This window comes from Frondihabitans cladoniiphilus (assembly GCF_039544345.1).
In the GTDB taxonomy this organism is placed as follows: domain Bacteria; phylum Actinomycetota; class Actinomycetes; order Actinomycetales; family Microbacteriaceae; genus Frondihabitans; species Frondihabitans cladoniiphilus.
The window spans coordinates 587,936-611,745 of record NZ_BAABLM010000002.1 but is presented as its reverse complement, the minus strand read 5'-3'; the positions used below and the strand labels follow the sequence as shown (position 1 = coordinate 611,745).

Sequence of the window (23,810 nt, the reverse complement as noted above, 5' to 3'; positions counted from 1 at the left end):
ACTGGGAGTCCGTGAGCCCGAAAATCCGTAAGACGAAGCCGCCCCGTCTGCATCTCGCCGATCTGGTGGGCGAGGGGCCGCCGGTGGTGATGCTCCATGGGATCGCCTCGTCGTCCGTGACCTTCCAGAACGTCATCCCGTTGCTCGAAGGCACGCACCGGTGCATCGCGGTCGACCTGCTCGGCTTCGGCGAATCCCCGATCCCCGAGGACGGCGAGTACACCATCGGCGAGCACGCCGAAGCCATCCACCAGACGCTCAAGAAGCTGAAGCTGCGCGAGCCGGCCATTCTGATCGGCCACTCCATGGGGGCCCTGATCGCCGCGCGTCTCGCTGCGACCTATCCGAAGAAGATCAGCAAGGTCGTGCTCGTCAGCCCGCCGATCTACCTCGCTCCGGCGCAGCTCACCTCGCGCCGCGATCGCCAGATCATGGACTTCTACCTGCGGGCCTACCACTACCTCCGCGAGAACCCGCGGTTCACGCTGCGGGCGGCCCGGACGGTCGAGCGATTCCTCTCGATCCCCAAGGCCATGGACATCAACGAGCGCACCTGGGTGCCGTTCATCAAGTCGCTCGAGCACTCGATCGAGTCGCAGACGACGATCAACGACATCGCTGCGACGAAGGCCCCGATCGAGATCGTCTACGGCAACTTCGACCAGTTCCACTCCGAAGGCGTGTTGAAGATCGTGGGCAGGATGCACGGCGTGCGCGTGCACCGTGTGCGAGGCAGCGACCACCTCATCGGCAAGCGGCTCGCCCGTGCCGTCGCGGTCGCCGCGGTGTCCGTCCGGGGCTGAGCACCCACCGCGACAGCTGACCGCCGTCCGCCGTCCGCGCCAGCGACGTGTGCCATACTCGTCAGCCAGCGACCGCCTCGACCGGAGTCGGTCCGCTGCTCCGGGTCCACCGACCGGGAACCCTGCTCCGCACGCGCCCCCACCCGGCGCCGAGCACGTTCTTCCCCGCCCTTGACCCGAAAGCGATCCGCCATGGCGCCTTTCCGCATCCGCGACTTCCACCCCGACGACATCGACGGCATCCTCCACCTCTGGGAGCAGATGCGGGCCACCGGTGTCGAACCCGTTTACGGGCTCTCCGAGGTGCTCGCCTCCTGCCAGCAGGACCACGCCGTCGTCGCCGTGCACGACGACGAGATCGTCGGTGCCGCCGTCGGTCGGGCCGCCCACGCCCAGGGCTGGATCGTCTTCCTCTCGACGGCGGTCAGCCACCAGAGGCAGGGCATCGGGGGCAGGATGCTCGCTGCCCTCGAGAAGCGGATGGCACCCCTCGGGCTGTCCAAACTCTCGGTGCTGCTCCCGGACACGGCCCTGCGCGTCGATGCCTTCCGCGAGCAGGGGTTCGAGGTGAAGAAGAACCTCCTCTACTTCGAGCGGCAGATCCCGGTCCAGCGGAACGAGCTCAGCGCCCTCAGCGAGCTGGGAGGGCGCATCCTGCCTCGCGGTCTGTGGGATTCGATCGGCGGGATGCGCGCCGAGAAGGAGCTTCTCGAGCGGCGGCTGGTCATGCCCCTGGCGAATTCCGACCTCGCCGACCGGTTCGGAGTGTCGCCCCCGAGCGCCGTCGTGCTCTTCGGCCCGCCCGGCACCGGCAAGACGACGTTCGCGCGGGCGATCGCGTCGCGGCTCGAGTGGTCGTTCGTCGAGGTGTTCCCGTCGAGACTGGCCTCGGATCCCGCGGGCCTGGCCGGTGCCCTGCGCGAGACGTTCCAGAAGATCGCCGATCTCGAGCACGCCGTGGTGTTCATCGACGAGGTCGAGGAGATCGCCGTGCAGCGCGGGGGCGAGCCGCCGTCGGCTATGCAGGGGGTGACGAACGAGCTGCTGAAGATCATCCCGACGTTCCGCGACCAGCCGAACCGGTTGCTCGTCTGCGCCACGAACTTCATTCGCTCGCTCGACTCGGCGTTCCTGCGCCACGGGCGCTTCGACTACGTCATCCCGATCGGGCTGCCGGACCAGGACGCACGCGAGTCGATCTGGTCGCGGTACATCCCGTCGGACGCCTTGGCCGAGGTCGACGTGCCGGCACTCGTCCGTCGCACCGACGGCTTCTCGCCTGCCGACATCGAGTACGCGGCGCAGAAGGCGTCGCAGGCGGCGCTCGAGCGGGCGCTGTACGCGACCGGGTCGGAGGCCGGGTCGGGGTCCGCCGAGTCCGGTCCGCGGACCGAGGACTACCTGGCGGCGATCGGGGAGACCCGCGCGACGGTGTCGGACGAGGTCGCCGCGGCGTTCCTGGAGGACATCGGATCGATCGCGCGGCTGTGACGGCGGTTGCCGCGGGCGTCGGCGGTGGGCGGAACGACGACGTGTGTCGTCCGGGCGCGTAGGGTCGGACTCGTGCGCCCGAACGGGTGCGGAAGAGGGTGGTCGTCGTGGCCGTATGGTTCGTGACCGGGGCGTCCCGGGGATTCGGCGCTTCGATCGTCGAGGAGGCGCTCGCCCGCGGGCACGCCGTGGTGGCCACCGGCCGGAGTGTCGAGGCTCTCGAGCGACGATTCGCCGACGCCGACCGGGAGCGCCTGCTGACAGTGCCCCTCGACGTCACCGACGCCGCGACTGTCGAGGCCGCGGTCGCTTCCGCAGTCGACCGGTTCGGCCGGATCGACGCCCTCGTCAACAATGCCGGCCAGGGCCTGGTCGGCGCCGTCGAGGAGGTCTCCGACGCCGAGACGCGCTCCCTCATGGAGACGAACCTGTTCGGCGTCCTAGGGGTGACCAGGGCGGTGCTGCCCGTCATGCGCGAGCAGGGGTCCGGGCACGTGATCATGATCTCGTCGTACGGCGGCTTCACCCAACCCGGTGTCGGCTTCGGCATCTACGGCGCGTCGAAGTTCGCCATGGAAGGCTTCAGCGAATCGCTGTCGCACGAGGTGCGGGAGCTGGGGATCCGCGTCACCGTGGTCGAACCGGGCTCGTTCCGCACCGATTTCCTCGAGTCGGATTCCGTCCGAGTGGCCGAGGGGCGGATCGCGGACTACGCGTCCCTCCTCGATCCGCTGCGATCGTTCGTCGAGGGCGGCAGCGGGACTCAGCCCGGTGACCCAGCGAAGGCGGCCGCGGCGATCCTCACGTTCGTCGAGTCGGGCGCCGAGGCGTTCCGGCTCCCCCTCGGCGAGGATGCCCTGGCTGCGGTCGCGGCGAAGCTGGAACAGGTCGCGGCCGACCTCGAGGTGGTGCGCGCTCTCGGATTCACGACGGATCACGACTGACGCGAGTCCCGTCCCGCGCAGGTGGGGGAATCGGGGTCGGGGTCGGGGATCTCCGTCGACTCCAGAACACGCCGCTCGGTGAGCGCGGGGCGCGCATTTTCTGGAGCCGGGCGCTGCTGCGGTTCGGGGCGACTCCACGAATGACCGCCTCGGGGAAACGTGAGCGGCGTGTTCTGGAGTCGCGCCAGGGGCGGGGCCGGGGCCGGGGGCGGGCTCGTGGCGCGGCTGTCGCAGCGAGCCGGGTGGCTCAGCGGAGGGCGGCGTGCCCGGCGGTCCGGATGAAGATGGCGCCGGTGGGCACGGAATCGCGCGCGGCGGCGTGGCCTGCGGCGCGAGGGGCCCGCGGGATGCGCGACAGCGGTGCGCCGGAGTGGCGGACGATGCCCATCCCGCCCACGAGGCCGTCGGCGAACGCCGTCTCGGCGGAGGCCGCCTGGCGAACGACGCCCTGGCCCGTGGTGCGTGTGCTGGTCTGGAGGAAGTAACGGGTGAAACGGCTCATGATGCTCTCCTGTGCTCGACGTGCGTTGATCTAAATAAACGTTTGTTTTTATCGTACGCCGATTCGGCGGGAAGGCAAGGGGGTCAGTCGGCGCGGACGACCCGGCGGGCGGTCTCCATGATCTGGGCCCGGTACCGGCGCTTGACCTCAGCATCGTCGACCGGCCCGTAGATCATGCGGACGACCTGAGGGGCGGCGATGAACCAGTACGCCATGCCGATCAGGCTCAGGAAGATCGACTCCGCGTCGGGGTCGTCGCCCTGGGCGGCCTCGCGGATCAGAGCCACCCGGTCGTGGTGGTACGTCTCACGCCGGGCGAAGTCGGGCACCTCGGTCGTCTCGTAGTGCATGCCCTCGTGCTCGTAGAGGCGGACGATCTCGGGATGCTCGCAGAGGAAGTCGAAGAGCTGGCCGACGTAGGCCGGCACGTTCTCGCTGCGGACGACGACCTCGTGCGCGAGTTCGCCGAGGCGGGCTTCGAGCGTCGCTGCGAACAGGTCCTCCTTGTTGCCGAAGTAGGTGTAGATCGAGGCCTTGTTGACGCCGGCACGTTCGGCGATCTTGTCGATCCGCGCCCCGCCGATGCCGTGCCGGGCGAACTCGACGCCGCTGGCCTCGAGGAGGAGTTTGGCGCTCTCGGCGCTGTCGTACCGTCGTGCCATCCCGTTCGTGCTCCCCGTCGTTCGTCGTGCCGATTCTAGGATGCGGGCGTCGCGCCGACCTGCGGGTCAGTCGCGCGACAGCAGCAGGACCCCGGCGCCCGCGACGACGCCGGCCACGACCATGCCGAGGAGGGCTCCGGCGCTCGCCCCGGCGAGGGTGCCGAAGACGATGCCGGTGAGGAGGACTCCGGTGAGCGGGTCGATGACGGTGAGGCCGGCCAGGACGAGCGTCGAGGTGCCCTTCGACTGTGCATTCTGCACCCAGAAGGCGCCGAGGATCATGGCGAACAGGGCGGCCGCCCCCTCGACGAAGGTGAGGGGCGAGATGGTCCAGGCCGTCACCTCCTTCAGGACGATCTGCGCGAGCGTCGCGAGGAAGCCGAACATGACGGCGCCGGCGAGCGAGTAGGAGAGCGCGCTCTTGTTGACCCGGTGCAGGAGGGTGCCCCCGGCGGCGACGAGGGCCAGGACCACGAGGACGACGATCACCTTGGTCGGCGAGGTGTTCTCGTCGCGGGAGCTGATCGTCGCGATGACGACGAAGGCGGCGATTCCGACCATGCAGAGGACGACGCCGAGCTTCTTGTCGGTGGGGAGGCCGGTGCGGCTGCGGCGGGCCTGCAGGAAGGATGTCACGAGGAGGCCGACGACGCCGAGCGGCTGGACGACCACGAGCGGAGCCAGCAGGAGGCTGCCCAGTTGCCCGAAGATCGACAGGATGACGAGCGACGTTCCGCCGATCCAGACCGGGTTGGCGAGGAGGGCGAGGAAGCCGCGCGCACCCTGGCCTCGCCTGGTCGAACGGACACCGCGGTTCTGCACCTCGGTGCCAATGGCGAGGCAGATGGCGCCCGCGAGGGCCAGCACGATGCCCATCTGCTTCCCCCTCGGTCCTCGGCAATGCTATCGACCCGAAGCTGACGAGGTGCGCCGGGGCGGCGCGGCGCGGGCGAAACGGGGCGGGGCGGACGGGGTGGTCGGTGGGGCCGGGGCGGTCCATGAGGGCGGCCCCGGGCATCCCCCGGCTACTCGGTGATCGCGACCGTCGTCTCGACCAGGCTGGCGGAGGCGTGCTTGCTGTGGCGGCTGAGCAGGACGGCGGCCACGGCGGCGACGAGCAGGACGACGATGGCGAACGCGGCCGCGAGGCCGTAGCCGGTGTCGGTCGGCAGGCTGCCGCCGCGGGGGATCGTCCCGACGAGGAAGGTGGCGCTCAGGGCGGTTCCGAGCGAGTAGCCGATGTAGCGGAGCACCTGGTAGAAGCTGTTGGCGCTGCCGGTCTCGTGCGCAGGAACGCCGGCGTTGATCTGCGCCGGGTTGATGGCGAAGACGGCGCCGGTGCCGAGGCCGGCGAGCGTCATGGCGACGAGCAGGGGGATCAGGTGCTCGCGGGTGAAGAGGAACAGCACCATCGACAGCACCAGCACGATGCTGGACAGGACGACCAGCACCTCGAGCGAGTACCGCTTGAGGAGCTTCTGGACGATCCGGCTCGCGGCGAAGCTGCCGAACGAGTACGGCAGGAGCATCAGTCCGGCGATCGCGGCGGGGTAGCCGTAGCCGTACCCGGTGCTGGTCGGAGCCTGGACGTAGCGGACGACCAGCGAGAGCAGCGGGTAGATGCCCGCACCGACGAGCACCACCATGACGTCGGCGGCCAGCACCGACGGGTGGGCGAGGAGCCGGAGGTTGACCAGCGGGGCGGCTGCGCGCAACTCGCGGATCACCCAGAGGACGGCGGCCACGACGCCGATCGCGAGGCATCCCAGGAGTCGTGCCGAGGCCCAGCCCCAGTCGGCTCCCTCTGCGCAGACGAGCAGCAGCCCCGCTACGGCGATGCCGAGGAGGACGACGCCCAGGAGGTCGAGTCGGGCGTGCGGCACCGGGATCGACGTCGGCACGATGAGGACGGCTGCGACGATGGCGAGCGCGGTGATGACGGCACCGGCCCAGAAGGCGGTGGAGACGCTGTAGAACTGCACGACGAGGCCCGCGAGCGGGTAGCCGATGCCGAGCCCCGCGACCGTCGTGACGCCCAGAAGCGCGATGCCTCCGGTGGTCTTCTCTTTCGGCAGGGCGACGCGTGCGACCGAGATGACCAGCGGGACGAGGCCCAGGCCGACGCCCTGGAGGGCCCGACCGGCGAGGAACCAGCCGAAGCCGAGCGGGATGGCCGCCAGGGCGCACCCGAGCCCGACGAGAACCAGCGCTACGGCGATGACCTCTTTGCGGCGGCCGCCGTCGGAGAGGCGGCCGAGGATCGGGGCGGCGATCGCGCCGGCGAGCAGGGAGATCGTGAGGGCCCACTGGCTCGTGCCGACCGACACGTGGAACTCGTCGCCGATCGTGGGCAGGAGCGGAGCGCCGAGGCTGCCGATCGCCGTGGTCACGAGGGCGATGAACATCAGGCCCGGGAGGACGAGCCTCTGGCGCGGGGAGGGCGACGGAGCCGAAGAGCGAGTCGGGATGGAGGCGGTGGGCAGGGTCTCGGTCGTCACGTCATCGACCCTAGCACTTTTACACACCTGTATAAAAGGGATGCTCGTCCCGTACGATTCTCGACATGCAGCCAGCGACGACCGAGCCCGCGGGGTCGACGTCCGGAGCGCCCGATCGCGTCGACCCGCGGACGCAGCGGAGCGTCGCCGCTCTGCGGGAGGCTGTCCTCGCCCTCGCGGCGCAGCAGGAGCCGTCGGCCATCCTCGTCACGGACCTAGTCAAGGCCGCGGGCGTGAGCCGCAAGACGTTCTACAACCACGCCGTCACGCCGGTGGAGCTGCTGATCCGCGTACTGACCGACGAACTCGACGCGGCTCGCGACCGGGCGGAAGCACAGTTCTCGATGGCGGCGGACGATCTGGCCTCGGCCGTCCGTCGGCGTCTGACGGGCATCCTGCAGCACGTCTCCGATCGCCGGGCCGTCTACCTGTCGCCCGCCGGCGACCGACTCTCGCCGGAGCTGTTCCAGATGCTGAGCTCGCGGTTCAGGAACGCCGTCGAGCTCTCGATCGCCGAGTCGTATCGCGTCGCCCCGGTGGTGTCCGGCTTCGACGACGCCGCCCATCGAGCCGCCGCGATCGAGATGTCCGCCTCGTTCGTCGGTCACGCCTATGCGGGGGCGATCCAGGCGTGGCTGCAGCATCCGGAGGTCGGCGAGGTCGACTTCGTGCTCGATCTGATCTGGGCGGCGCTGCCGGCGTGGATGACGGAGCGGCCTTCATCTGGCAGCGGGTTCGGTCGAGTCGAGTCTTGACCAAATGGTGCATACGTAATTAATGTTTTACCAGTCGGTCGCGACGGAGCGGCCGGAATGGAGAAACGATCATGAGATGGTCGTGAAGGCCTTCCTGCTCAGCCTCCCCTTTGCCGTGGCCTCCTCGATCGCGCTGCTGACTGTCGGCTCCGTCGTCGCCGGTGCAACCACCGGCACGGCACAGGCGACCCTCGGTGCGTGGGCGAGTGCTCTCGCTGTCGGTATCAGCGGTCCGTACGTGGGACTCGTCGCGCGCCGAAGGTGCCGCCTCAAGCGGGCCGGTCTCGACCGCAGCGGACGGGGGTCGGACTAGCGGGCGAGGGCCACCAGCTCGGCGCGACTGCGGGCGCCCGCCTTCCGCAGCAGGTTCGACACGTGGAACTTGACGGTGTTGTCGCTGATGCCGAGGGCGGTCGCGATGTCGTGGTTGCGCGCGCCCGAGACCACGAGGCGCAGCACGTCGCGCTCGCGGGGGCTGAACGCGACGGCGTCGGCCAGCGGTTCGGGTTCGGCCGGCGGGTCGAGGGGGAGGCGCACCACGAGGTCCGTTCCCCACCCCGGAGTCGACGAGACCTCCAGCTCGCCGGCCAGCGCCGTGACCCGCTCGGCGATCGGCCGCAGCGAGTCGTCCGAGGCCGTGAGCTCGCCTCGGCCGTCGTCACGGATCCCGATCAGCAGGTTGAGGCCGTCGCAGTCCCACTGGATCCGCACCCGCTTCGCCTCGCCGCCGTCGACGAACGCCAGCACGGCGCTGCGCACGATGGCCCGGGCCGCGTAGGCGACCTCGCCGGGAAGGGCGCGGCCGGTGGCCGGGGGTTCGACGAACTGCACGTCGAGGTCGCCGAACCGCACCAGGGGTCGCAGATCGGAGCGGAGCCGCGCGAACGCGCCGACGACGGGCTCGACGAGCGCGCCCTGGCGTTCGTCGCTCTCCATCCGCAGAGCCACGAGCGACGCGGCGGCGATCTCGATGCTCACGGCTCTCGCCGCTCGGTCGTCGAGGCGGTCCGAGCGGAGTACGGCGAGGATCGACTCCAGCGTGACGGCGTGGCGGTCGGCCTGCTCGGCGACCGCGCGATCGTGCTCGACGACGGCGGTGCGGTTGGCCGGAACGGTGGTGGTCATGTCGCGACCCTACCCGTGCATCCCACCCCCCTGCTTTCGGGTAGGTGAGACCGGTCGGTCGGGTGGCCCCGTCGAGCGGTCGGCCCGACGAAGCTGGAGGCATGTCCGACTCGACACCGTCCGTCTCCGCCTCGCTCCTCGGCATCGAGGCCGAACTCCGTGCGACGCTCCAGGCCGTCGCCGAAGCCGACCTCGACCCGTTCGCCGCGGCGCTCGCCGGGGCCGACCGCGTGTTCGTGCACGGCGCCGGCCGCTCGGGGCTCGCCCTGCGCATGACGGCCATGCGGCTGATGCACCTCGGGCTGACGGTCCACGTCGTCGGCGAGGTGACGACCCCCGCCGCCGACCAGGGCGACGTCCTCCTCACGGCCAGCGGCTCGGGCACCACCTCTGGCATCCTCCGCGCCGCCGAAACCGCCCAGAGCGCGGGATGCACGGTGCTGGCCATCACGACGGCTCCCGACTCGCCGCTCGCCCGCCTGTCGGCCGAGGTGCTGGTCGTGCCCGCCGCCGCCAAGCTCGACCGCTCCGGTTCCGTCTCGACGCAGTACGCCGGATCGCTGTTCGAACAGGCCGTGGTGCTGATCGGAGACGCCCTCTTCGACCACCTCTGGCGTCGGTCCGGCCTCTCCGCCGACGACCTGTGGCCCCGCCACGCGAACCTCGAGTGATCTCGTCTTCTTCTCTCCTCTCCACTCCAGACGCTCCACAATCGAAAGGCACCACCATGAAGCTCCAGTTCGCCATGGACACCCTCACCACCGAAGCCGCTCTCGAGCTCGCCGCCGCGGCCGCCCCGCACGTCGACATCATCGAGCTCGGCACCCCGCTCATCAAGAGCGCCGGACTCTCCGCGATCACCGCGATCAAGGCGGCGCACCCCGACAAGATCGTGTTCGCCGACCTCAAGACGATGGACGCCGGCGAGCTCGAGGCCGACATCGCGTTCTCCGCCGGGGCCGACCTCGTGACCGTGCTCGGCGTCGCCGGCGACAGCACGATCGTGGGCGCCGTCGCAGCCGCGAAGAAGCACGGCAAGGGGATCGTCGTCGACCTCATCGGAGTGCCCGACAAGGCGAAGCGCGCGGCCGAGGTCGTCGCGCTCGGCGCCGAGTTCGTCGAGATGCACGCGGGGCTCGACGAGCAGGCCGAAGAGGGCTTCACGTTCGACACGCTCCTGGACGACGGCAAGAAGTCCGGCGTGCCGTTCTCCGTCGCCGGCGGCGTCAAGGTCGGAACCATCGCCTCGGTGCAGCAGTCGGGCGCTCAGGTCGCCGTGGCCGGAGCCGCCATCTACGGCGCCCCCGACGTGGGAGCCGCCGCGGCCGAGCTGCGCGCCGCCATCGTCTGACCCGTCCCGCCGCCAGGCCGAACGGCCGCCGGGCTATCGCCGACGGGCCGGCGGGCTACGGCCGACGGGCTACCGCCGTCTGGCCGCCGGGCTACCGCGCCGCGAACCTCGCCGGCGCGGGCAGCCCGTCGGCCAGGTCGGCCAGCACCCGGCCGATCGCGGGCGTGAACTTGAAGCCGTGCCCGCTGAAGCCGGCGCCGATCACCACCGGGCCGAAGCGGTCGAGCACGAAGTCGGCCGTCGGAGTCGTCGTGTAGGTGCAGCTGATCGGATCGGCGCTCGTCGCGTCGACTCCCGGTAGCCACTCGCGCGCGTAGCGCAGCAGCGCCTCGAGCTGCACCGGCTCGGGGGTGAAGGTCCGGGCATCCGGGTCCGTCACCGGCCCGGCCCCATGCCAGCCGGCCTTGACGCCCTCGCCCGGGGTCAGCATCCCGTAGACCGGGCTGTACCAGTACGCGTCGGCGGTCGACGACGGATCGGGCGAGTGGTTGAAGCTCGGCCAGACCAGCGACTCGTCGTAGGCCGTGAAGTGCACCGGCTGCTCCTGCGTGACAACCAGCCGCGGCAACGGCGCCAGGTCGCCGACGAGTTTCGACGTCCACGCACCGACTGTCATGATCACTCGGCGCGCCCGCACCTCCTCGGCGTCGGTGACCACCACGACGCTCTCATCGCTCTCCACCCGGATGTCGCGCACCGGGGTCGAGTACTCGAAGCGTGCGCCGTGCGAGAGCGCCGAGGCGCGAAAGGCCTCCAGAGCGTGGGATGCCCGGACCCGCCCCGACTCGGGAACGAAGAGCACCTCGCTCTCGAACCGCATCCCCGCCCAGCGCTCCCGGGCCTCGGAGGGCGAGAGGAACTCGCTCGCGATCCCGTGCGCCGCATGCGCCTCGCGGACGGCCCGGAGTCCGGCCCCGTCGCCGTGGTTCACGAGGCCGACCAGGTCGAGCAGCTGTGTGTCCGTCTCGTCGGAGAGGTCGTCCCAGAGGCGGCGGGCCTCGGTGACGAGGTCGAGGTAGTCGTCCTCGGCGTAGGCCAGGTTGAAGTTGCGCGCGGCGCCGTGCGAGGCGCCGTGGTGATGCCCCGGCTCGAACCGCTCGAAGAGGACGACGGAACGGCCGCGCCGCGCGCTCTGCCAGGCCGCCGCGGAGCCCATCGCGCCGCCCCCGACCACCACCACGTCCACATCTCGCGTCACCACGTGCATCCCACCTTCTCGCCCACTCGTCTCGGCTGCCATCGTCGCACCTTCCACGATCCGAACCCGTTGGCAGGCCTGTGCCTACAATAAGACTCATGTGTCAACAAAAGTAGACACACGGATCGGAAGGAGGATCGGATGGACCTGTCCCATCCCATTCGGTCGGTCATGCCACAGCTCGACGGCGAGATCTTCTCGGTCCTCGCCCGGACGACCCAGCCTCTGACTGGCCGGAAGATCGCGGGGCTCGTCGACCGGGGGTCGGTGGCAGGGGTGCGAAGGGCGCTCGGAAGGCTCGTCCAGGACGGCCTGGTTCTCTCGGATCAGATCGGATCGGCGTTGGTCTACGTCGCCAATCGGCAGCACCTGCTGTGGCCCGCCGTCGAGACGATGCTCGATGCGACCCAGCGGGTGCCGTCGGAACTTCGGGCGCGGATAGCGGAGTCGGCCGCGGCGTTCGGGCAAGAGGAACAGAGCGTCCTCACCGTCGCGCTCTACGGCTCGGTCGCGCGAGGAGACAGTTCCGCTCAGAGCGACATCGACCTGGTGATCGTGGCAACGGGCGAGTCGGTCGAAGTCGCAGAGCGTTTTGCCGACATCGTCGCCGTCGACGTGCGACGGTGGACGGGAAACGACTGCAACGCCTACTGCGTGGACGAAGCGCGGTTGCAGGAGATGACCCGAGACCATGACCCGATCATCGAGTCGTGGGCGAGCGATGCCGTGACGATCGCGGGCCCGGACTTCGAGACCCGAATGTCGTACACGAATATGAAGTAATTGCCGCCACACTGGTCGGGTGGGACGCACAACGACTATGACGGTGAACGACGTCCGGGAACGGGCTGGGGCCGCGCGCGAATTCCTCCAGGTGGCGGAAGAGCAGTTCGCGTACACCGTGGGCCCGGAGCCTTCGGCTGCAGCACAGGTCTCGGCGTCGAATTCGATTCTCGCGGGGATAGCCGCCTCGGATGCTCTGTGCGGCAGGGTCTTGGGAGTCCGGGCGAGCGATGGCGCTCACGCCGCCGCCGCCGACCTCCTTGCGACGGTCCTGCCCCAGGGAAGGCTTCTGGCTGTGAAGTTGAGGCGCCTCCTGCGAGACAAGTCGCAACTGCAGTACGGAACCTACTGCACTCCCGCGAGGGCGTCCGAGATGCTCCGCCACGCGCGCTCTTGTTGAGGGGTTGGACGCTCACGACCTGTGATCGTCGACCGCAGGGGTGACGCGACGCGGTTCGGCCATGATGCCAGCGCCGCGGACCTGGCTGTGTGGCCGGACCACGTCGGGTCACTCGGTAGCGGCGGGCGCGGCGGTGGCGGCGGCCGGCGCGGCCGGGGCGGCGGCACCGCGAGCCCGAACCATCGCCCAGGCCACGAGCGCGGCGGCGACGGCTGTCAGCACGAGGCCCGAGAGCGTCGCGGCCTGCTGGAACTCCGCGTGCTGCGGTGCGGTCCAGTGCGCCGTGGCGATGGAGCCGGAGAAGACGATCGAGAGGATGGTGCCGGCGACGGCGATCCCCACGGCCGACGTGACCTCGGACGAGGTGTCGACCAGGGCGGCGCCGATCGAGGTCCGGTTCGACGGGAGGCCCTGGAGGACGTTCACGGCGGCGACGACTCCGACCACCCGGAGGCCGCCGGCGACCAGGGCCAGGGCGATCGCGATCGGCGGGTAGCCCAGCCCGTTGAAGAAGCCGTAGACCGCCAGCCCGACGACGACGAAGATGGCGCCGATCCAGGCCGCACGACCGATGCCGACCCTCTGGACGAACCGGTTGACGAAGGGTCCGGCGGCGAGCAGCACGGCGACCTGCGGCAGGAGTCCGATCGCGGCGACAGCGGGCGGCCAGCCGAAGTCGAGCTGCAGTTGCAGTGTCGCGAGGTAGCCGAGGCCCGCGGTCGCGAGACCGGCGGCCGACTTGTAGGCGAGGCCGCTCGAGACGAGCGGGCGAGCCACGAGAGCGAGATCGAGCAGGGGATGCGCGGCCCGCCGCTCGCGGGCGACGAAGGCGATGGCCGCCAGAACGGTCGCGCCGGCCGTCGTCCACGGCGCCCAGGAGGAGGCCCCCTGCTCGACGAACAGGGTCGGGCTGACGAGCGCGAGGAAGATCGTCGCGGTGCCGAGGAGGCCGCCGAAGACGTCGGCCGGGTCGCGGTGCAACTCGGAGGCGTCGTCGGCCGCGATGCCGCGACGGATGCCGAAGAACGCGAGCAGCGCGATCGGCACGTTCACGAGGAGGAGCACCTGCCAGGGAGCGACGGCGAGCACGAGGCCGCCGAGGGTCGGGCCGAGGGCGAGTCCGACGAGCCCGACGGTGGAGATCAGGGTGATGGCCCGGACGCGCAGCGCCTCGGTATCGAAGAGGCGGAACGCGAGGGCCATCGAGCCCGGCGTGGTCATCGCTGCGGCGACACCCATCACGATGCGGACGGCGATCAGCTCGGCCGCCGTGTCGACGAAGGCCGTCGCGAGGCTCGCGATCGCGAGGAGGATCAGTCCGACGAGCATCACGCGGCGGCGGCCGATTCGGTCGGCAACGGCCCCGAAGGCGAGCATGAGGCCGCCGAACACGACGGCGTAGGCGTTGGTCACCCACTGCAGACCGACGGTCGAGGCGTGCAGGTCGCGGCCGATGGTCGGCAGGGCGACGGTGAGGATCGAGTTGTCGAGCATCTCGAAGAGGAAGACGGCGGAGAGGCCGACGAGAGCCGGCCAGGCGTCACGCAGGGTGCCGGGGGAGCGGAGGGGGGTTCGCGGGCGAACACTGTTCGTAATCACGAACACTGTTCTACCTACGAACAGTGTTCGTGTCAAGCTATGATCGGGGGATGGTCTCCGCAGCCCGTGTCTCCCGTGCATCCCGCGATTCCAAAGTGGTACGCAAGCAGCCGATCACCGTCACGCGCATCCTCGCCGCCGCGTTCCACCTCGTCGAGACGGAGGGGTTCGAGGCGCTGACCATGCGCCGGGTGGCGGCAGCGCTCGAGACCGGGCCGGCGTCGCTCTACGCGCACGTGCGCAACAAGGCCGAGCTCGACGACCTCATGATCGGCGAGCTCTGCGCGCGCATCGACCTGCCCGAGCCCGACCCGGCGGCATGGCGGGGGCAGATCCTCGACGTGTGTCGGCAGTTGCGCGACCAGTACCTGCGGTTCCCGGGCATCTCGCGGGCGGCGCTGGCTTCCGCCCCCAACGACCTCGAGACACTGCGATTGAGCGAGGGGATGCTCTCGCTCCTGCTCGCCGGAGGGGTGCGACCCGGCGATGCCGCCTGGGCCATCGACGCCGCGTACCTCTACGTCAGCGCCTACAGCCTGGAGGCCTCGCTGCGGGGCGGGGTGGGTTCGGGGGATGCCCGTTCGGGCGACGGCGGCGTTACGGCGGCGCGGTTCGCCGAGCTGCCGGCCGACCTCTTTCCGAACACGATCCGATACGCCCGGGAGTTGACCAGCGGCGAAGGGCACGAGCGGTTCGACTTCACGCTCGATCTGCTGTTCCGGGGGCTTGCCACCGCCTGACCCGGTGCGGGCGCTGGTGCTGGTGCTGGTGCTGGTGGTGCGGGTGCGGGTGCTGGCGCTGCGGGTCGCACCCCGATCGCGCGGACATGCACCCTGCTCCCGCGGAGCCGCACCCCGGCACCCGCGGAGCCGCACCCCGGCGCCCGTGGTCGCACCCTCGTCGACAGGGGGTCTCAGGCGGACTCGGGGGTGTGGGTCGTGGCGTCCCCGGCGCGGCAGACAGGGGTGCGCGCTCTGCCCGGCGGAGGGGTCGCATCCTGCCTGCGGGGACATGCACCCTGCTCCCGCGGACATGCACCCTGCTCGCGCGGACATGCACCCGGCTCCCGCGGACATGCACCCGGCTCCCGCGGACATGCACCCGGCTCCCGCGGACGTGCACCTGGCTCCCGCGGGCATGCACCCCGTCGCGCGCAGTTGCACCCTGCTCGCGCGCAGTTGAACCCTGCTCCCGCGGAGCCGCACCCTGCTCGCGCGGACGTGCACCCCCGTCGCGCGGAGCCGCACCCTGCTCGCGCGGAGTCGCACGTCGCGCCTCGCCCTGTTCCGAGCCGCGCGGGAATCGGCTCGTCGACCGAGCTCCCTCGTCGCGTCCCCTTCCGCGTCGTTTCGCCTTGGGGGTGTGCTTTCGCGCCGCGGCGCGAAACGACGTCCCCGAGGCGAAACGACGCTCGACGGCGACGGGCCCGGCGACGGCAGCGCGGGCAGCGAGCGGGCAGCCGGCGGGCAGCCGGCGGGCAACGAGCAAGCAACCCAGGGGGATGCCCCCCGCCCGCCCCCAGCACTCAGGCGGGGTCCGGCACGGTCCGGATCGGCCCCGTCAGCATCGGCCCGGACTCGGTCTCGTCGACGCGGAAGGGGAACGTCCGCCGCGTGAGGAGCACGACGATCACGAACGCGGCGGCGACCACGGCACCGAACGGAGCCAGCGCGTCGAGGTGCCCGGCGCGGTAGATCAGCCCGCCGACGAGGGATCCCCCGGCGATGCCGAGCTGCATCGCCGTCTGGCGGATGGCCGAGGCGGAATCGCGCCGACCGGGCGCCACCCGCATGGCGGTGATCTGGAGGATGAGGGGGACCGCGGCGAATCCCGCCCCCCACACGAGCACGGCGACGATCGTGACGGCGGCGCTGTGCGTCACCGACAGGGTTCCGAGCGTGACGGCGACCGCCGCCAGGCAGCCGACGAGGGCGACGCCCGGTCGCCGGTCGACGATGCGTCCGATCACGACGTTGGCGACGAGTCCGGTCACCCCGTAGCCGAGCAGCAGCAGGCTGAGTGCGGTGCCGTGCAGGTCGCCCGTCCGCTGCACGATCGGCGCGATGTAGGTGTAGGCGGCGTACTGCCCGATCACGGCGAGCGTGGTGACGATGCAGACGGGGGTGATCGCTCGCGAGAATGCGAGGCGCACCGTGCCGCCGAACTGCCCGCGGATCGACAGGCTGCGGTCGGTGGCGGACACCGGCATCTTCGGCAGGAACGCGAACAGGGCCGCGGCCGCGACGATGCCGGCCAGGGCGAGCACCCCGTACGAGTCGCGCCAGCCGACGCTCTGCCCGAGGATCGTCGACAGGGGGACGCCGAGCACCATTCCCGCCGTATTGCCCGCCATCACCAGCGAGGAGGCGCGGCCGCCCTGCCCGGGAGGCGCCAACCCTGCCGCGACCGGCGCCATCACCGACCAGAAGACCCCGTGGGCCAGGGCGCAGATCACGCGGGCGAGGATGAGCACCGTGAACGTCGGCGCGACCGACGCGAGCCCCTGCGAGACGACGTAGACCAGCACCAGACCCGTCAAGAGCAGGTGCCGTGGGATGCGCATGGTCAGGTTGGTCAGCGGGATCGCGCCCGCCGCCGCCACCGCCGCGTAGATCGTGACGAGCAGTCCGACGGAAGCCGGACTGACGTGCAGACCGGCCGAGATCTGCGGCAGCAGCCCGACCGGCAGCGTCTCGGCGGTGAAGTAGACGAAGGCCGAGGCGGCCAGAGCGGCGACCGCTCCGTAACGGATGGAGGCCGGATGGGGCGAATCCCGTACGGCGGTCATGTTTCCAGCCTACTCAGCGCCTCGTTCGCCCCGGGCTCTCGGCAGCGGCATCTTCGCGGCGTAGTCTGCCGGGATGAACGACATCCTCGATGCCGCTGCCCAGCGCAGTGCCAAGGCGCTGAAGTCCGTTTCGCAGAACGCCTTCGTGGCGCGGGCGCGCGGGCAGGTGGGCATCGCACGGGCGGTCGCCGAGACGGTGTGGGAGCGCGCGGAGCCGAGGGTTCCCGCACGAGTGCAGGGAGCAGCCGCCACGTTCGCGAAGGTCGTGCCCGGGATGGCGGGGCGGGGCGTGCATCCCGCGGCCCACGGGGTCTTGGCCACACCGGAGAGTGTCGAGACGCTGCCCGGCGACGACGAGAAGTGCACCTGCCGGGGTGAGGGGGCGCGCTGGTGCGGGGCCACGAAGCGCGACGTGCTCCACGACCTGATGGCGAACGGGTCGCAGCTCTCGCGGGATCAGGCCGAACACATCTGGGTGTCGGCGCAGACGGCCCGCGCGGCCGCCGAAGCCTGAGGCCCGGCTTCGTCCGCGTCCAAGCCTGACAGCGCGGCGTGAAGCGACGGCTGTCGCGGACTAGCTTCGAACGATGACACAGCAGAGCCCCACCGGCGTCGACGCCGACGAACCCCAGGGCGCCGGGACCCACGACCCCGGAACCGCGCCCACCAGCACCCATGCCGAACCCGGCGCGGGCCGCCCCCGGCTGATCTTCAAGGCCGGCGAGGACTGGGACGGCACGCCGCCCCGCGAGTTCGACCTCCTGCCGACGACGACCGTGATCGGCTCCGGCCCGGATGCCGACCTGCAGCTCGAAGGCCTCGACCCCGTGCACGCGCGTATCGAGCACACCGACGACGACGAGTACGTGCTCACCCACGCCACCGCCGAGTCGGACCAGAACGCGCCCGTGCTCGAAGGGGCGGCGCTTCCGGGCGAAGGAATCCTCCGAACCGGCTCGCCCGTCGAGCTCGGCACCTGGTCGCTGTCGTACTACCGCGACGAGTTCGCCGACCACGGGCGCCCCGGCGGCGGACGTCAGGGCGGCGAGGGCGAGCACCAGCCGCCCCAGCAGTAGCGCCGGTTCACGACGCGAGAAGGGCCCCGTCCGAAGACGGGGCCCTTCGCCGTTGCAACTGATATCAGTCGGTGCGACTGCGATCAGTCGTCGCGACTGCGATCAGTCGGCGCGGCGGGGGATCAGCTGGCGCCCAGAGCTGTCAGGGCGCCGTCGATGACGTGCTCCATGCCGCTGATGTAGGACGAGTCGTCGGAGGCGAGGAACAGCGCGAGGCTGGACACCTCGTCGGGCTCGGCCATGCGACGCAGCGGCACGGCGTCGGCGATGCCGCCGCCGTCGGCGTCGGTGGCGAGCGCCATCATCGGGGTCTTGATGAAGCCGGGGTGGATCGAGTTCACGCGGATGTTCTGGGGGCCGTACGTGACGGCCACCTCCTTCGTCATGCCACGGGACGCGTACTTGCTGCCGACGTACGCAATGCTCGGTGCACCGGCGACCACGAGCATCCCCGCCGTCGACGAGATGTTGACGATGTTGCCGCCGCCCGCCTTGATCATCGAGGGGATGACCGTCTTCATGCCCCAGACCTGCGAGTGCTGGTTGACCTCGATGACCTTGAGGTAGGCCTCGGGGTCGATGTCGACGACGTTGGCAATCGGTCCGAGGATGCCCGCGTTGTTGACGAGGACGTTCACCGGGCCCCACTTCGCCTCGATGTCGCCGACGAGCGTCTTCCACTCGTCGAGCTTGGTGACGTCGTGTTTGACGAACCACACGTTCTCTCCGAGCTCTTCGGCGAGGGCCTTCCCGCGCTCTTCGTTCAGGTCGGTGGCGACGACTTTCGCGCCCTCCGAGACGAAGCGGCGCACGTGCGCTTCGCCCATTCCTTGTGCTGCTCCGGTGATGATGGCGACTTTGCCGTCGAGCTTGCCCATGTTCTGGATGTCCGTTTCTTGATCGGTTTCATCGGACCGCGACCATTGCGGTGCCGAACCGGCGACGCCTCGACTCCGAGTCGTCGTCCGCACCCCTCACATTAGAGGTACGTGGTTCCGAAAAGATCGGAGAGTGCTGCGAATCCTGGCGAGTGTCCTGTCGACGTCGCGAGATGGCGAGGCGGACTACAGAAACAGGACACTCGCCGCAGAGTCGGTCAGCGACGACGGAAGTAGGGGTTCGCACCGCCGACGAACATGAGCAGGCGGCGACCGAATCCGAATAGAGGCTGTCCGGAATGCGAACTCGACGGACGTCGTAAGACGCCGACACATCCCTGTCGCGAAGCCCCGGCGGTCGTTATCGTTACGGCACCATGAATCCCGCCCTCGTCGTGATCCTCCTCGTCGCCCTCCTCGCCCTCGCCACCGTCGCCGGCCTCGTCGGCCGCTCGCGAGCGGGCCGGGTGAAGGCGAGCGGGGGATCCGAGACGGTCGCCGTCTCCGAGCTGGTGCCCGGCGAGTCCGGCGGCACCGCTGCGACGCTGCTGCAGTTCTCGACCGAGTTCTGCTCCACCTGCGGCCCGACCGGCGTGCAGCTCGAGAAGCTCGCCACGGAGTTCGCCGGCGTCCGCCACGTCGACGTCGACATCACCCATCGACCGGATCTCGCCCGCCGCTTCGACATCCTGCAGTCGCCGACCACCCTGGTGCTCGACGGCGACGGCGCCATCCGCGCCCGGATCGGCGGCTCGCCCCGGCTCGCCGACCTCCGTACCCGCCTGGCCGGGCTCGTGGCGGTCGGCGCAAGAACGGCCGGCACCGCGGCACCAGCCACGACGACAGCACCGACGACAAGAGAAGCGTCATGACCGAGCTCGCCCCCTCGAAGAAGGCTCTCGTCGCCCAGCCCGGCGAGAAGGGCATCGACCCGCGCGGCCCCCGCTTCGGCGCCGGCATCACCGCAGTGCTGCTGCTCGTGGTGCTCGCGGTCGGGCTGCTCGACGGCTTCGACCTTCCGAGCGGCGTGGGAGCCCGCATCCTGCGCCCCGAGTTCCTGATCTTGGCGCTCGTGGTCGTCCTCTTCGCCTGGGGAGCCTTCGCGGGCATCCGTCGGCACCCCTACGGCCGCTTCTTCGCGGCCGCGATCCGCCCACGCCTGACGGCCCCGTCGCATCTGGAGAGCCCGAAGCCGCCGACGTTCGCGCAGACCATCGGCTTCGTCATCACGGCGGTGGCCCTGGTGCTGCAGATCGTCGGCGTGCCGGGCGGCCTCCTCTTCCTCGCGGCCGTCGCCTTCGTGGCGGCGTTCCTCAACTCCGTCTTCGACTACTGCTTCGGCTGCCAGGTGTACGTGCTCCTCGTCCGGTCCGGCCTCCTCCGCTCCGGCGCGCGGGTGCGGGCCTGACCGCCCCGATGCCGGTCGCGGAGTCGACGCGGCTCCTCGAGGAGGAGACGCTGCGGTTCGCGCGGGCGCTGATCCGGATCGACAGCGTCAACACCGGCGACCCGGCCACGATCGGCGACGGCGAGTCGCGGGCGATCGCGCTCATCGCGGGATGGCTCGAGGAGGCGGGCTACACGCCGCTGACCGAGGAGTCGGCGCCGGGCCGAGCGAATCTCGTGCTGCGCGTGACCGGAGCCGACCCCACTCGGGGAGCCCTCGTCGCGCACGCCCACGTCGACGTCGTACCGGCGGACCCGACCGGTTGGGCGCATCCCCCCTTCGCTGCGGAGATCGCCGACGGCTACCTCTACGGACGCGGCGCGCTCGACATGAAGAACCACGCCGCCGCTCTCGTGGCGGTGGCCCGCGCCTGGGCCCGCGACGGCATAGTGCCGAACCGCGACATCGTGTTCGCGTTCTTCTCCGACGAGGAGGCCGGCGGCGTCTACGGCGCGCGCTGGGTGACCGAGCACCGACCGGAGTGGCTGCGGGGCGTGACGGAGGCGGTCAGCGAGGTCGGCGGATTCTCGGTGCCGCTCGGAGAGAAGCGCGGCTACCTCGTCGCCACGTCGGAGAAGGGCGTCGGCGCGGCGACCCTGACCGCTCGCGGCCGGGCCGGGCACGGCTCCCGACCGTCGCACTCGAACGCCGTGACCCGTCTGGCACGGGCCGTCGTCGCGGTCGGCGAGCACGAGTTCCCGATCGTGTCGACGTCGGCCATGGAGGAGTTCGCCCTCCGCGCCTCCGAACTGCTCGGGGTCGAGCTGACCGTGGAGACCCTCGAAGACCACCTCGACCTGCTCGGCATCGCGGGGCCGCTGGTGGCGGCGGGGCTCCGCGACACCGTCTCGCCGACGATGCTCGCGGCGGGATCGAAGACCAACGTGATCCCGGGCGAGGCGACAGCCCAACTCGACACGCGCATCCTGCCCGGCACCGAAGGCGATCTCGAGAGAGCCGTCGAGGCGGTCGTCGCGGCCTCCGGGCCCGGTGTCGAGATCGAGTGGTCGCGCACCATCACGCCGCTCGAGTCGCCGGCCCGCGGCCCGTTGCTCGATGCGATCCAGGAGGCGCTTCTCGACGACGACCCCGACGGCGTCGTCGTGCCGTACCTGATGCCGGCGAGCACCGACAACAAGCACCTGCGCGCTCTCGGCATCACCGGCTACGGCTTCGTCCCCTTGCGCACGGCGGGGGACTTCGACGCGTTCGGCCTGTTCCACGCGGTCGACGAGCGGATCCCCCTCGACGCCCTCGCGTTCTCGGTGCGGGTGACCGAGCGGCTGCTGCGTCGGGCCTGACGCCTTTCACAACGGGTGCCGTTCTGACTGCGGTTGCTGCCGCTTTGACGGCGGCGGCTGCCGACAACGGCCTAGAGCGGGGGATGCACGCCCCTCAGCCTCGGAGGGCCACCACCTCGTCGAGCACCGCGTCGGCCACCGCACGCTTCGTGCCCGCGGCCTCCGCGACGATCGACCCGTCGCCCGCCAGCACGACCACCGTGTTGTCGTCGGAGCCGAAGCCGGCGGCCCATCCGACCACGTTGACCACGAGGAGGTCCGCCTTCTTCCGTGCCGCCTTCGCGCGCCCGAGCTCGAGGAGTTCGTCGCGGGTGGGCGCGGTCTCGGCGGCGAACCCGACGATGATCTGGCCGGGACGGCGGGCTCGAGTGAGGGCGGCCAGGATGTCGGGGTTCTCGACCAGATGCAGAACGAGGCCGCCGCCCTGGCCGTCCTTCTTGATCTTCGACTCGGCGACCGTCGCCGGGCGGTAGTCGGCGACCGCTGCGGCCATGACGACGACGTCGGCGAGTTCGGCGACGCTCTCGACGGCGAGGGCCAGCTCGGACGCGGTCTGGACCGGGATCACGCGGATGCCCGGGGTCTCGAGCCCGGGGTCGAGGTGCGCGGCGACGAGCGTGACCTCGGCCCCGCGGGCGAGGGCCGCTCGGGCGAAGGCGACGCCCTGCTTGCCGCTGGAGCGGTTGCCGAGGAAGCGGACCGGGTCGAGGGGTTCACGGGTGCCGCCGGCGCTGATCACGACGCGGAGGCTCTCGAGGTCGCGGACGGGCGGGGCCTCGTCGGCACGGGCGGGCGCGCCTTCGTCGGCGCGTGCAGCGGTGGGGAGGTCCAGGATCGCCAGCGCCGCCTCGGCGATCTGCTCGGGCTCGCTCATGCGGCCGGCGCCGGAGTCCGCGCCCGTCAATGCGCCGACCTCCGGGCCGACGAGGGTCACGCCGCGGTCGAGCAGGGTCGCGACGTTCGCCTGCGTGGCCGGGTTCGCCCACATGGCCGTGTGCATCGCCGGCGCTAACACGAGAGGTGCCGTGGAAGCGAGGATGGTCGTGCCGAGCAGGTCGTCGGAGAGACCGTAGGCGATCTTCGCGATGGTGTTCGCGGTGGCCGGGGCGACGACGATCAGGTCGGCCTTCTGACCGAGGGCGACGTGGCGGACCGCGGCGACGTCGTCGTAGAGCGAGACCGTCACCGGATTGCGGCTGAGGGCTTCGAGCGTGGGCAGCCCCACGAAGCGCAGGGCGGCCTCGGTGGGCACGACGTGGACGTCGTGGCCGGCCTTGACGAAGAGCCGGATCACGCCGACGGCCTTGTAGGCGGCGATGCCGCCGGTGATGCCCACCACGATGGTCTTCTGCTCGGCCACGAGTCTCCCGTCCGTCGACGTCGGGCAGCGCCCGGCGTCCGTCTATCCTGGCCGAGTGTGCACCGTCGTCGTGGGATTCGATCCCCAAGCCGAGTGGCCCGTCGTCCTCCTGGGGCTCCGCGACGAGATGGTCGATCGCCCGTGGGATCCGCCCGGGGCCTGGTGGCCCGACCTCGGCCCGGGCGTCGTCGGCGTGCACGATCGCGCGGCCGGGGGAGCGTGGCTGGCTACGAACGCCTCGCGCTCGAAGGCCGCCGTGGTGCTCAACCGGCACGAGGAGGTGGCGGAACCCGAGGGCGGCTACGTGTCACGAGGGGTGCTGCCGTTGGAGGCCGTGACGGGGGATGCCTCGCCCGGCGGTGTGCCCGGGCATCCCCCGCTCCTGCCCTCCACCCGGTCGTTCAACCTCGTCGTGCTCTCGCCCGACGAGGTGTCGTTCACACGGTGGGACGGCTCGTCGGTGCGACGCATCGCGCTCGAACCCGGCGTGCACCTGATCACGCACGAGGGCCCGGACGTGCACTCGGTGCCGCGCGAACGGCGCTGGCTGCCGGAGTTCCAGGCGGCCAGGCGTCCCTCGGGGCCCCGCGAGGACGGCTCCTGGGACGAGTGGCTGGGTGTGCTCGCGTCGAGCGCCGGTCTGCCGACGGACGACGACGAGGCGCTGTTCCGCAGCGACGTGCTCGACGGGGTGCACTACGCGTCGCTCTCGGTCTCGGCGCTCGCGCTGCGCTCCGGCGAGGCCGCGCTGGAACTGGCGCGGCTGCCCGAGCCGGGGCACCTGACGGCGCCGCTCGCCTGGGTCTGAGCGGGCCGGCCCACGTTCCAGGATCGGACCGAGCAGAAGTC

General features: G+C 70.9%; 25 protein-coding genes. 15 read left to right on the top strand and 10 right to left on the bottom strand.

Annotation, left to right across the window (positions count from 1 at the left end; genetic code table 11):
• Window positions 1-11 precede the first annotated feature (11 nt).
• From ABEA39_RS07895 to ABEA39_RS07885, 3 genes are all read left to right on the top strand, one after another.
• Window positions 12-803 (top strand): alpha/beta fold hydrolase, encoded by a 792-nt coding sequence (locus ABEA39_RS07895; protein WP_345375150.1) that lies wholly within the window; start codon window positions 12-14, stop codon window positions 801-803.
• Window positions 804-995: 192 nt separating this feature from the next.
• Window positions 996-2,294, top strand: a complete 1,299-nt coding sequence (locus ABEA39_RS07890) for an ATP-binding protein (protein WP_345375148.1) — start codon at window positions 996-998, stop codon at window positions 2,292-2,294.
• A 107-nt stretch (window positions 2,295-2,401) separates the two neighbouring features.
• Window positions 2,402-3,238 (top strand): SDR family NAD(P)-dependent oxidoreductase, encoded by an 837-nt coding sequence (locus ABEA39_RS07885; RefSeq protein WP_345375146.1) that lies wholly within the window; start codon window positions 2,402-2,404, stop codon window positions 3,236-3,238.
• A 247-nt stretch (window positions 3,239-3,485) separates the two neighbouring features.
• On the opposite strand, the gene ABEA39_RS07880 is transcribed toward ABEA39_RS07885, so the two are convergent.
• The 4 genes from ABEA39_RS07880 to ABEA39_RS07865 all read right to left on the bottom strand — a co-directional run bounded on the left by ABEA39_RS07880 (window position 3,486) and on the right by ABEA39_RS07865 (window position 6,900).
• A complete protein-coding gene (locus tag ABEA39_RS07880) occupies window positions 3,486-3,740 on the bottom strand; it encodes a hypothetical protein (RefSeq protein ID WP_345375144.1) in 255 nt (84 codons plus the stop codon).
• Between the two features lie 83 nt (window positions 3,741-3,823).
• Window positions 3,824-4,402 (bottom strand): TetR/AcrR family transcriptional regulator, encoded by a 579-nt coding sequence (locus ABEA39_RS07875; RefSeq protein ID WP_345375142.1) that lies wholly within the window; start codon window positions 4,400-4,402, stop codon window positions 3,824-3,826.
• A 66-nt stretch (window positions 4,403-4,468) separates the two neighbouring features.
• A complete protein-coding gene (locus tag ABEA39_RS07870; protein ID WP_345375140.1) occupies window positions 4,469-5,278 on the bottom strand; it encodes a DMT family transporter in 810 nt (269 codons plus the stop codon).
• A 149-nt stretch (window positions 5,279-5,427) separates the two neighbouring features.
• Window positions 5,428-6,900, bottom strand: a complete 1,473-nt coding sequence (locus ABEA39_RS07865; protein ID WP_345375138.1) for an MFS transporter — start codon at window positions 6,898-6,900, stop codon at window positions 5,428-5,430.
• A gap of 65 nt (window positions 6,901-6,965) precedes the next feature.
• Here ABEA39_RS07865 and ABEA39_RS07860 point away from each other — a divergent pair, with 65 nt between their 5' ends.
• Window positions 6,966-7,655 carry a TetR/AcrR family transcriptional regulator gene (locus tag ABEA39_RS07860; RefSeq protein ID WP_345375136.1) on the top strand — a complete coding sequence of 230 codons (690 nt, stop codon included), beginning with the start codon at window positions 6,966-6,968 and terminating at the stop codon, window positions 7,653-7,655.
• A gap of 76 nt (window positions 7,656-7,731) precedes the next feature.
• Window positions 7,732-7,968 (top strand): hypothetical protein, encoded by a 237-nt coding sequence (locus ABEA39_RS07855; RefSeq protein WP_345375134.1) that lies wholly within the window; start codon window positions 7,732-7,734, stop codon window positions 7,966-7,968.
• On the opposite strand, the gene ABEA39_RS07850 is transcribed toward ABEA39_RS07855, so the two are convergent.
• Complete coding sequence (locus tag ABEA39_RS07850) at window positions 7,965-8,780, bottom strand: helix-turn-helix transcriptional regulator (protein ID WP_345375132.1); 816 nt, start codon at window positions 8,778-8,780, stop codon at window positions 7,965-7,967. The genes ABEA39_RS07855 and ABEA39_RS07850 overlap by 4 nt on opposite strands.
• 101 nt (window positions 8,781-8,881) lie before the next feature.
• On the opposite strand from ABEA39_RS07850, the gene hxlB reads away from it, so the two are divergent.
• Window positions 8,882-9,451, top strand: a complete 570-nt coding sequence (gene hxlB / locus ABEA39_RS07845) for a 6-phospho-3-hexuloisomerase (RefSeq protein ID WP_345375130.1) — start codon at window positions 8,882-8,884, stop codon at window positions 9,449-9,451.
• Between the two features lie 56 nt (window positions 9,452-9,507).
• On the top strand, window positions 9,508-10,131 hold the full coding sequence (gene hxlA, locus ABEA39_RS07840; protein ID WP_345375128.1) for a 3-hexulose-6-phosphate synthase: 624 nt from the start codon (window positions 9,508-9,510) through the stop codon (window positions 10,129-10,131).
• 91 nt (window positions 10,132-10,222) lie between these two features.
• Here the strand turns inward: hxlA and ABEA39_RS07835 are convergent, their stop codons facing one another.
• Window positions 10,223-11,338, bottom strand: coding sequence for an FAD-dependent oxidoreductase (locus ABEA39_RS07835; RefSeq protein ID WP_345375126.1), 1,116 nt, complete (start codon window positions 11,336-11,338; stop codon window positions 10,223-10,225).
• Window positions 11,339-11,470: 132 nt separating this feature from the next.
• Between ABEA39_RS07835 and ABEA39_RS07830 the strand changes: the two genes are divergently transcribed.
• Entirely contained in the window at window positions 11,471-12,112 is a 642-nt protein-coding gene (locus ABEA39_RS07830) for a nucleotidyltransferase domain-containing protein (RefSeq protein WP_345375124.1), read from the top strand.
• Between the two features lie 508 nt (window positions 12,113-12,620).
• Here the strand turns inward: ABEA39_RS07830 and ABEA39_RS07825 are convergent.
• Entirely contained in the window at window positions 12,621-14,111 is a 1,491-nt protein-coding gene (locus ABEA39_RS07825; RefSeq protein ID WP_345375122.1) for an MFS transporter, read from the bottom strand.
• A gap of 50 nt (window positions 14,112-14,161) precedes the next feature.
• On the opposite strand from ABEA39_RS07825, the gene ABEA39_RS07820 reads away from it, so the two are divergent.
• Window positions 14,162-14,851 (top strand): TetR/AcrR family transcriptional regulator, encoded by a 690-nt coding sequence (locus ABEA39_RS07820; protein WP_345375120.1) that lies wholly within the window; start codon window positions 14,162-14,164, stop codon window positions 14,849-14,851.
• 785 nt (window positions 14,852-15,636) lie between these two features.
• Here the strand turns inward: ABEA39_RS07820 and ABEA39_RS07815 are convergent.
• Entirely contained in the window at window positions 15,637-16,899 is a 1,263-nt protein-coding gene (locus ABEA39_RS07815; protein WP_345375118.1) for an MFS transporter, read from the bottom strand.
• A 73-nt stretch (window positions 16,900-16,972) separates the two neighbouring features.
• Here ABEA39_RS07815 and ABEA39_RS07810 point away from each other — a divergent pair, with 73 nt between their 5' ends.
• Complete coding sequence (locus ABEA39_RS07810) at window positions 16,973-17,413, top strand: hypothetical protein (RefSeq protein ID WP_345375116.1); 441 nt, start codon at window positions 16,973-16,975, stop codon at window positions 17,411-17,413.
• Window positions 17,414-17,486: 73 nt separating this feature from the next.
• Window positions 17,487-17,975, top strand: a complete 489-nt coding sequence (locus ABEA39_RS07805) for an FHA domain-containing protein (protein WP_345375114.1) — start codon at window positions 17,487-17,489, stop codon at window positions 17,973-17,975.
• Between the two features lie 122 nt (window positions 17,976-18,097).
• On the opposite strand, the gene ABEA39_RS07800 is transcribed toward ABEA39_RS07805, so the two are convergent.
• Window positions 18,098-18,946, bottom strand: coding sequence for an SDR family NAD(P)-dependent oxidoreductase (locus tag ABEA39_RS07800; RefSeq protein ID WP_345375112.1), 849 nt, complete (start codon window positions 18,944-18,946; stop codon window positions 18,098-18,100).
• 284 nt (window positions 18,947-19,230) lie between these two features.
• On the opposite strand from ABEA39_RS07800, the gene ABEA39_RS07795 reads away from it, so the two are divergent.
• The 3 genes from ABEA39_RS07795 to ABEA39_RS07785 are packed head-to-tail and all read left to right on the top strand — an operon-like array spanning window position 19,231 to window position 21,601.
• Window positions 19,231-19,725, top strand: a complete 495-nt coding sequence (locus tag ABEA39_RS07795) for a TlpA family protein disulfide reductase (protein ID WP_345375110.1) — start codon at window positions 19,231-19,233, stop codon at window positions 19,723-19,725.
• On the top strand, window positions 19,722-20,261 hold the full coding sequence (locus tag ABEA39_RS07790) for a DUF4395 domain-containing protein (RefSeq protein ID WP_345375108.1): 540 nt from the start codon (window positions 19,722-19,724) through the stop codon (window positions 20,259-20,261). The genes ABEA39_RS07795 and ABEA39_RS07790 overlap by 4 nt, the downstream gene beginning before the upstream one ends.
• A gap of 8 nt (window positions 20,262-20,269) precedes the next feature.
• Window positions 20,270-21,601 (top strand): M20/M25/M40 family metallo-hydrolase, encoded by a 1,332-nt coding sequence (locus ABEA39_RS07785; RefSeq protein ID WP_345375106.1) that lies wholly within the window; start codon window positions 20,270-20,272, stop codon window positions 21,599-21,601.
• Window positions 21,602-21,695: 94 nt separating this feature from the next.
• Here the strand turns inward: ABEA39_RS07785 and coaBC are convergent, their stop codons facing one another.
• Window positions 21,696-22,961 (bottom strand): bifunctional phosphopantothenoylcysteine decarboxylase/phosphopantothenate--cysteine ligase CoaBC, encoded by a 1,266-nt coding sequence (coaBC, locus tag ABEA39_RS07780; protein ID WP_345375103.1) that lies wholly within the window; start codon window positions 22,959-22,961, stop codon window positions 21,696-21,698.
• Window positions 22,962-23,016: 55 nt separating this feature from the next.
• On the opposite strand from coaBC, the gene ABEA39_RS07775 reads away from it, so the two are divergent.
• Window positions 23,017-23,769: an NRDE family protein gene (locus ABEA39_RS07775; protein WP_345375101.1), complete on the top strand. Its 753-nt coding sequence runs from the start codon at window positions 23,017-23,019 to the stop codon at window positions 23,767-23,769.
• Window positions 23,770-23,810 lie beyond the last annotated feature (41 nt).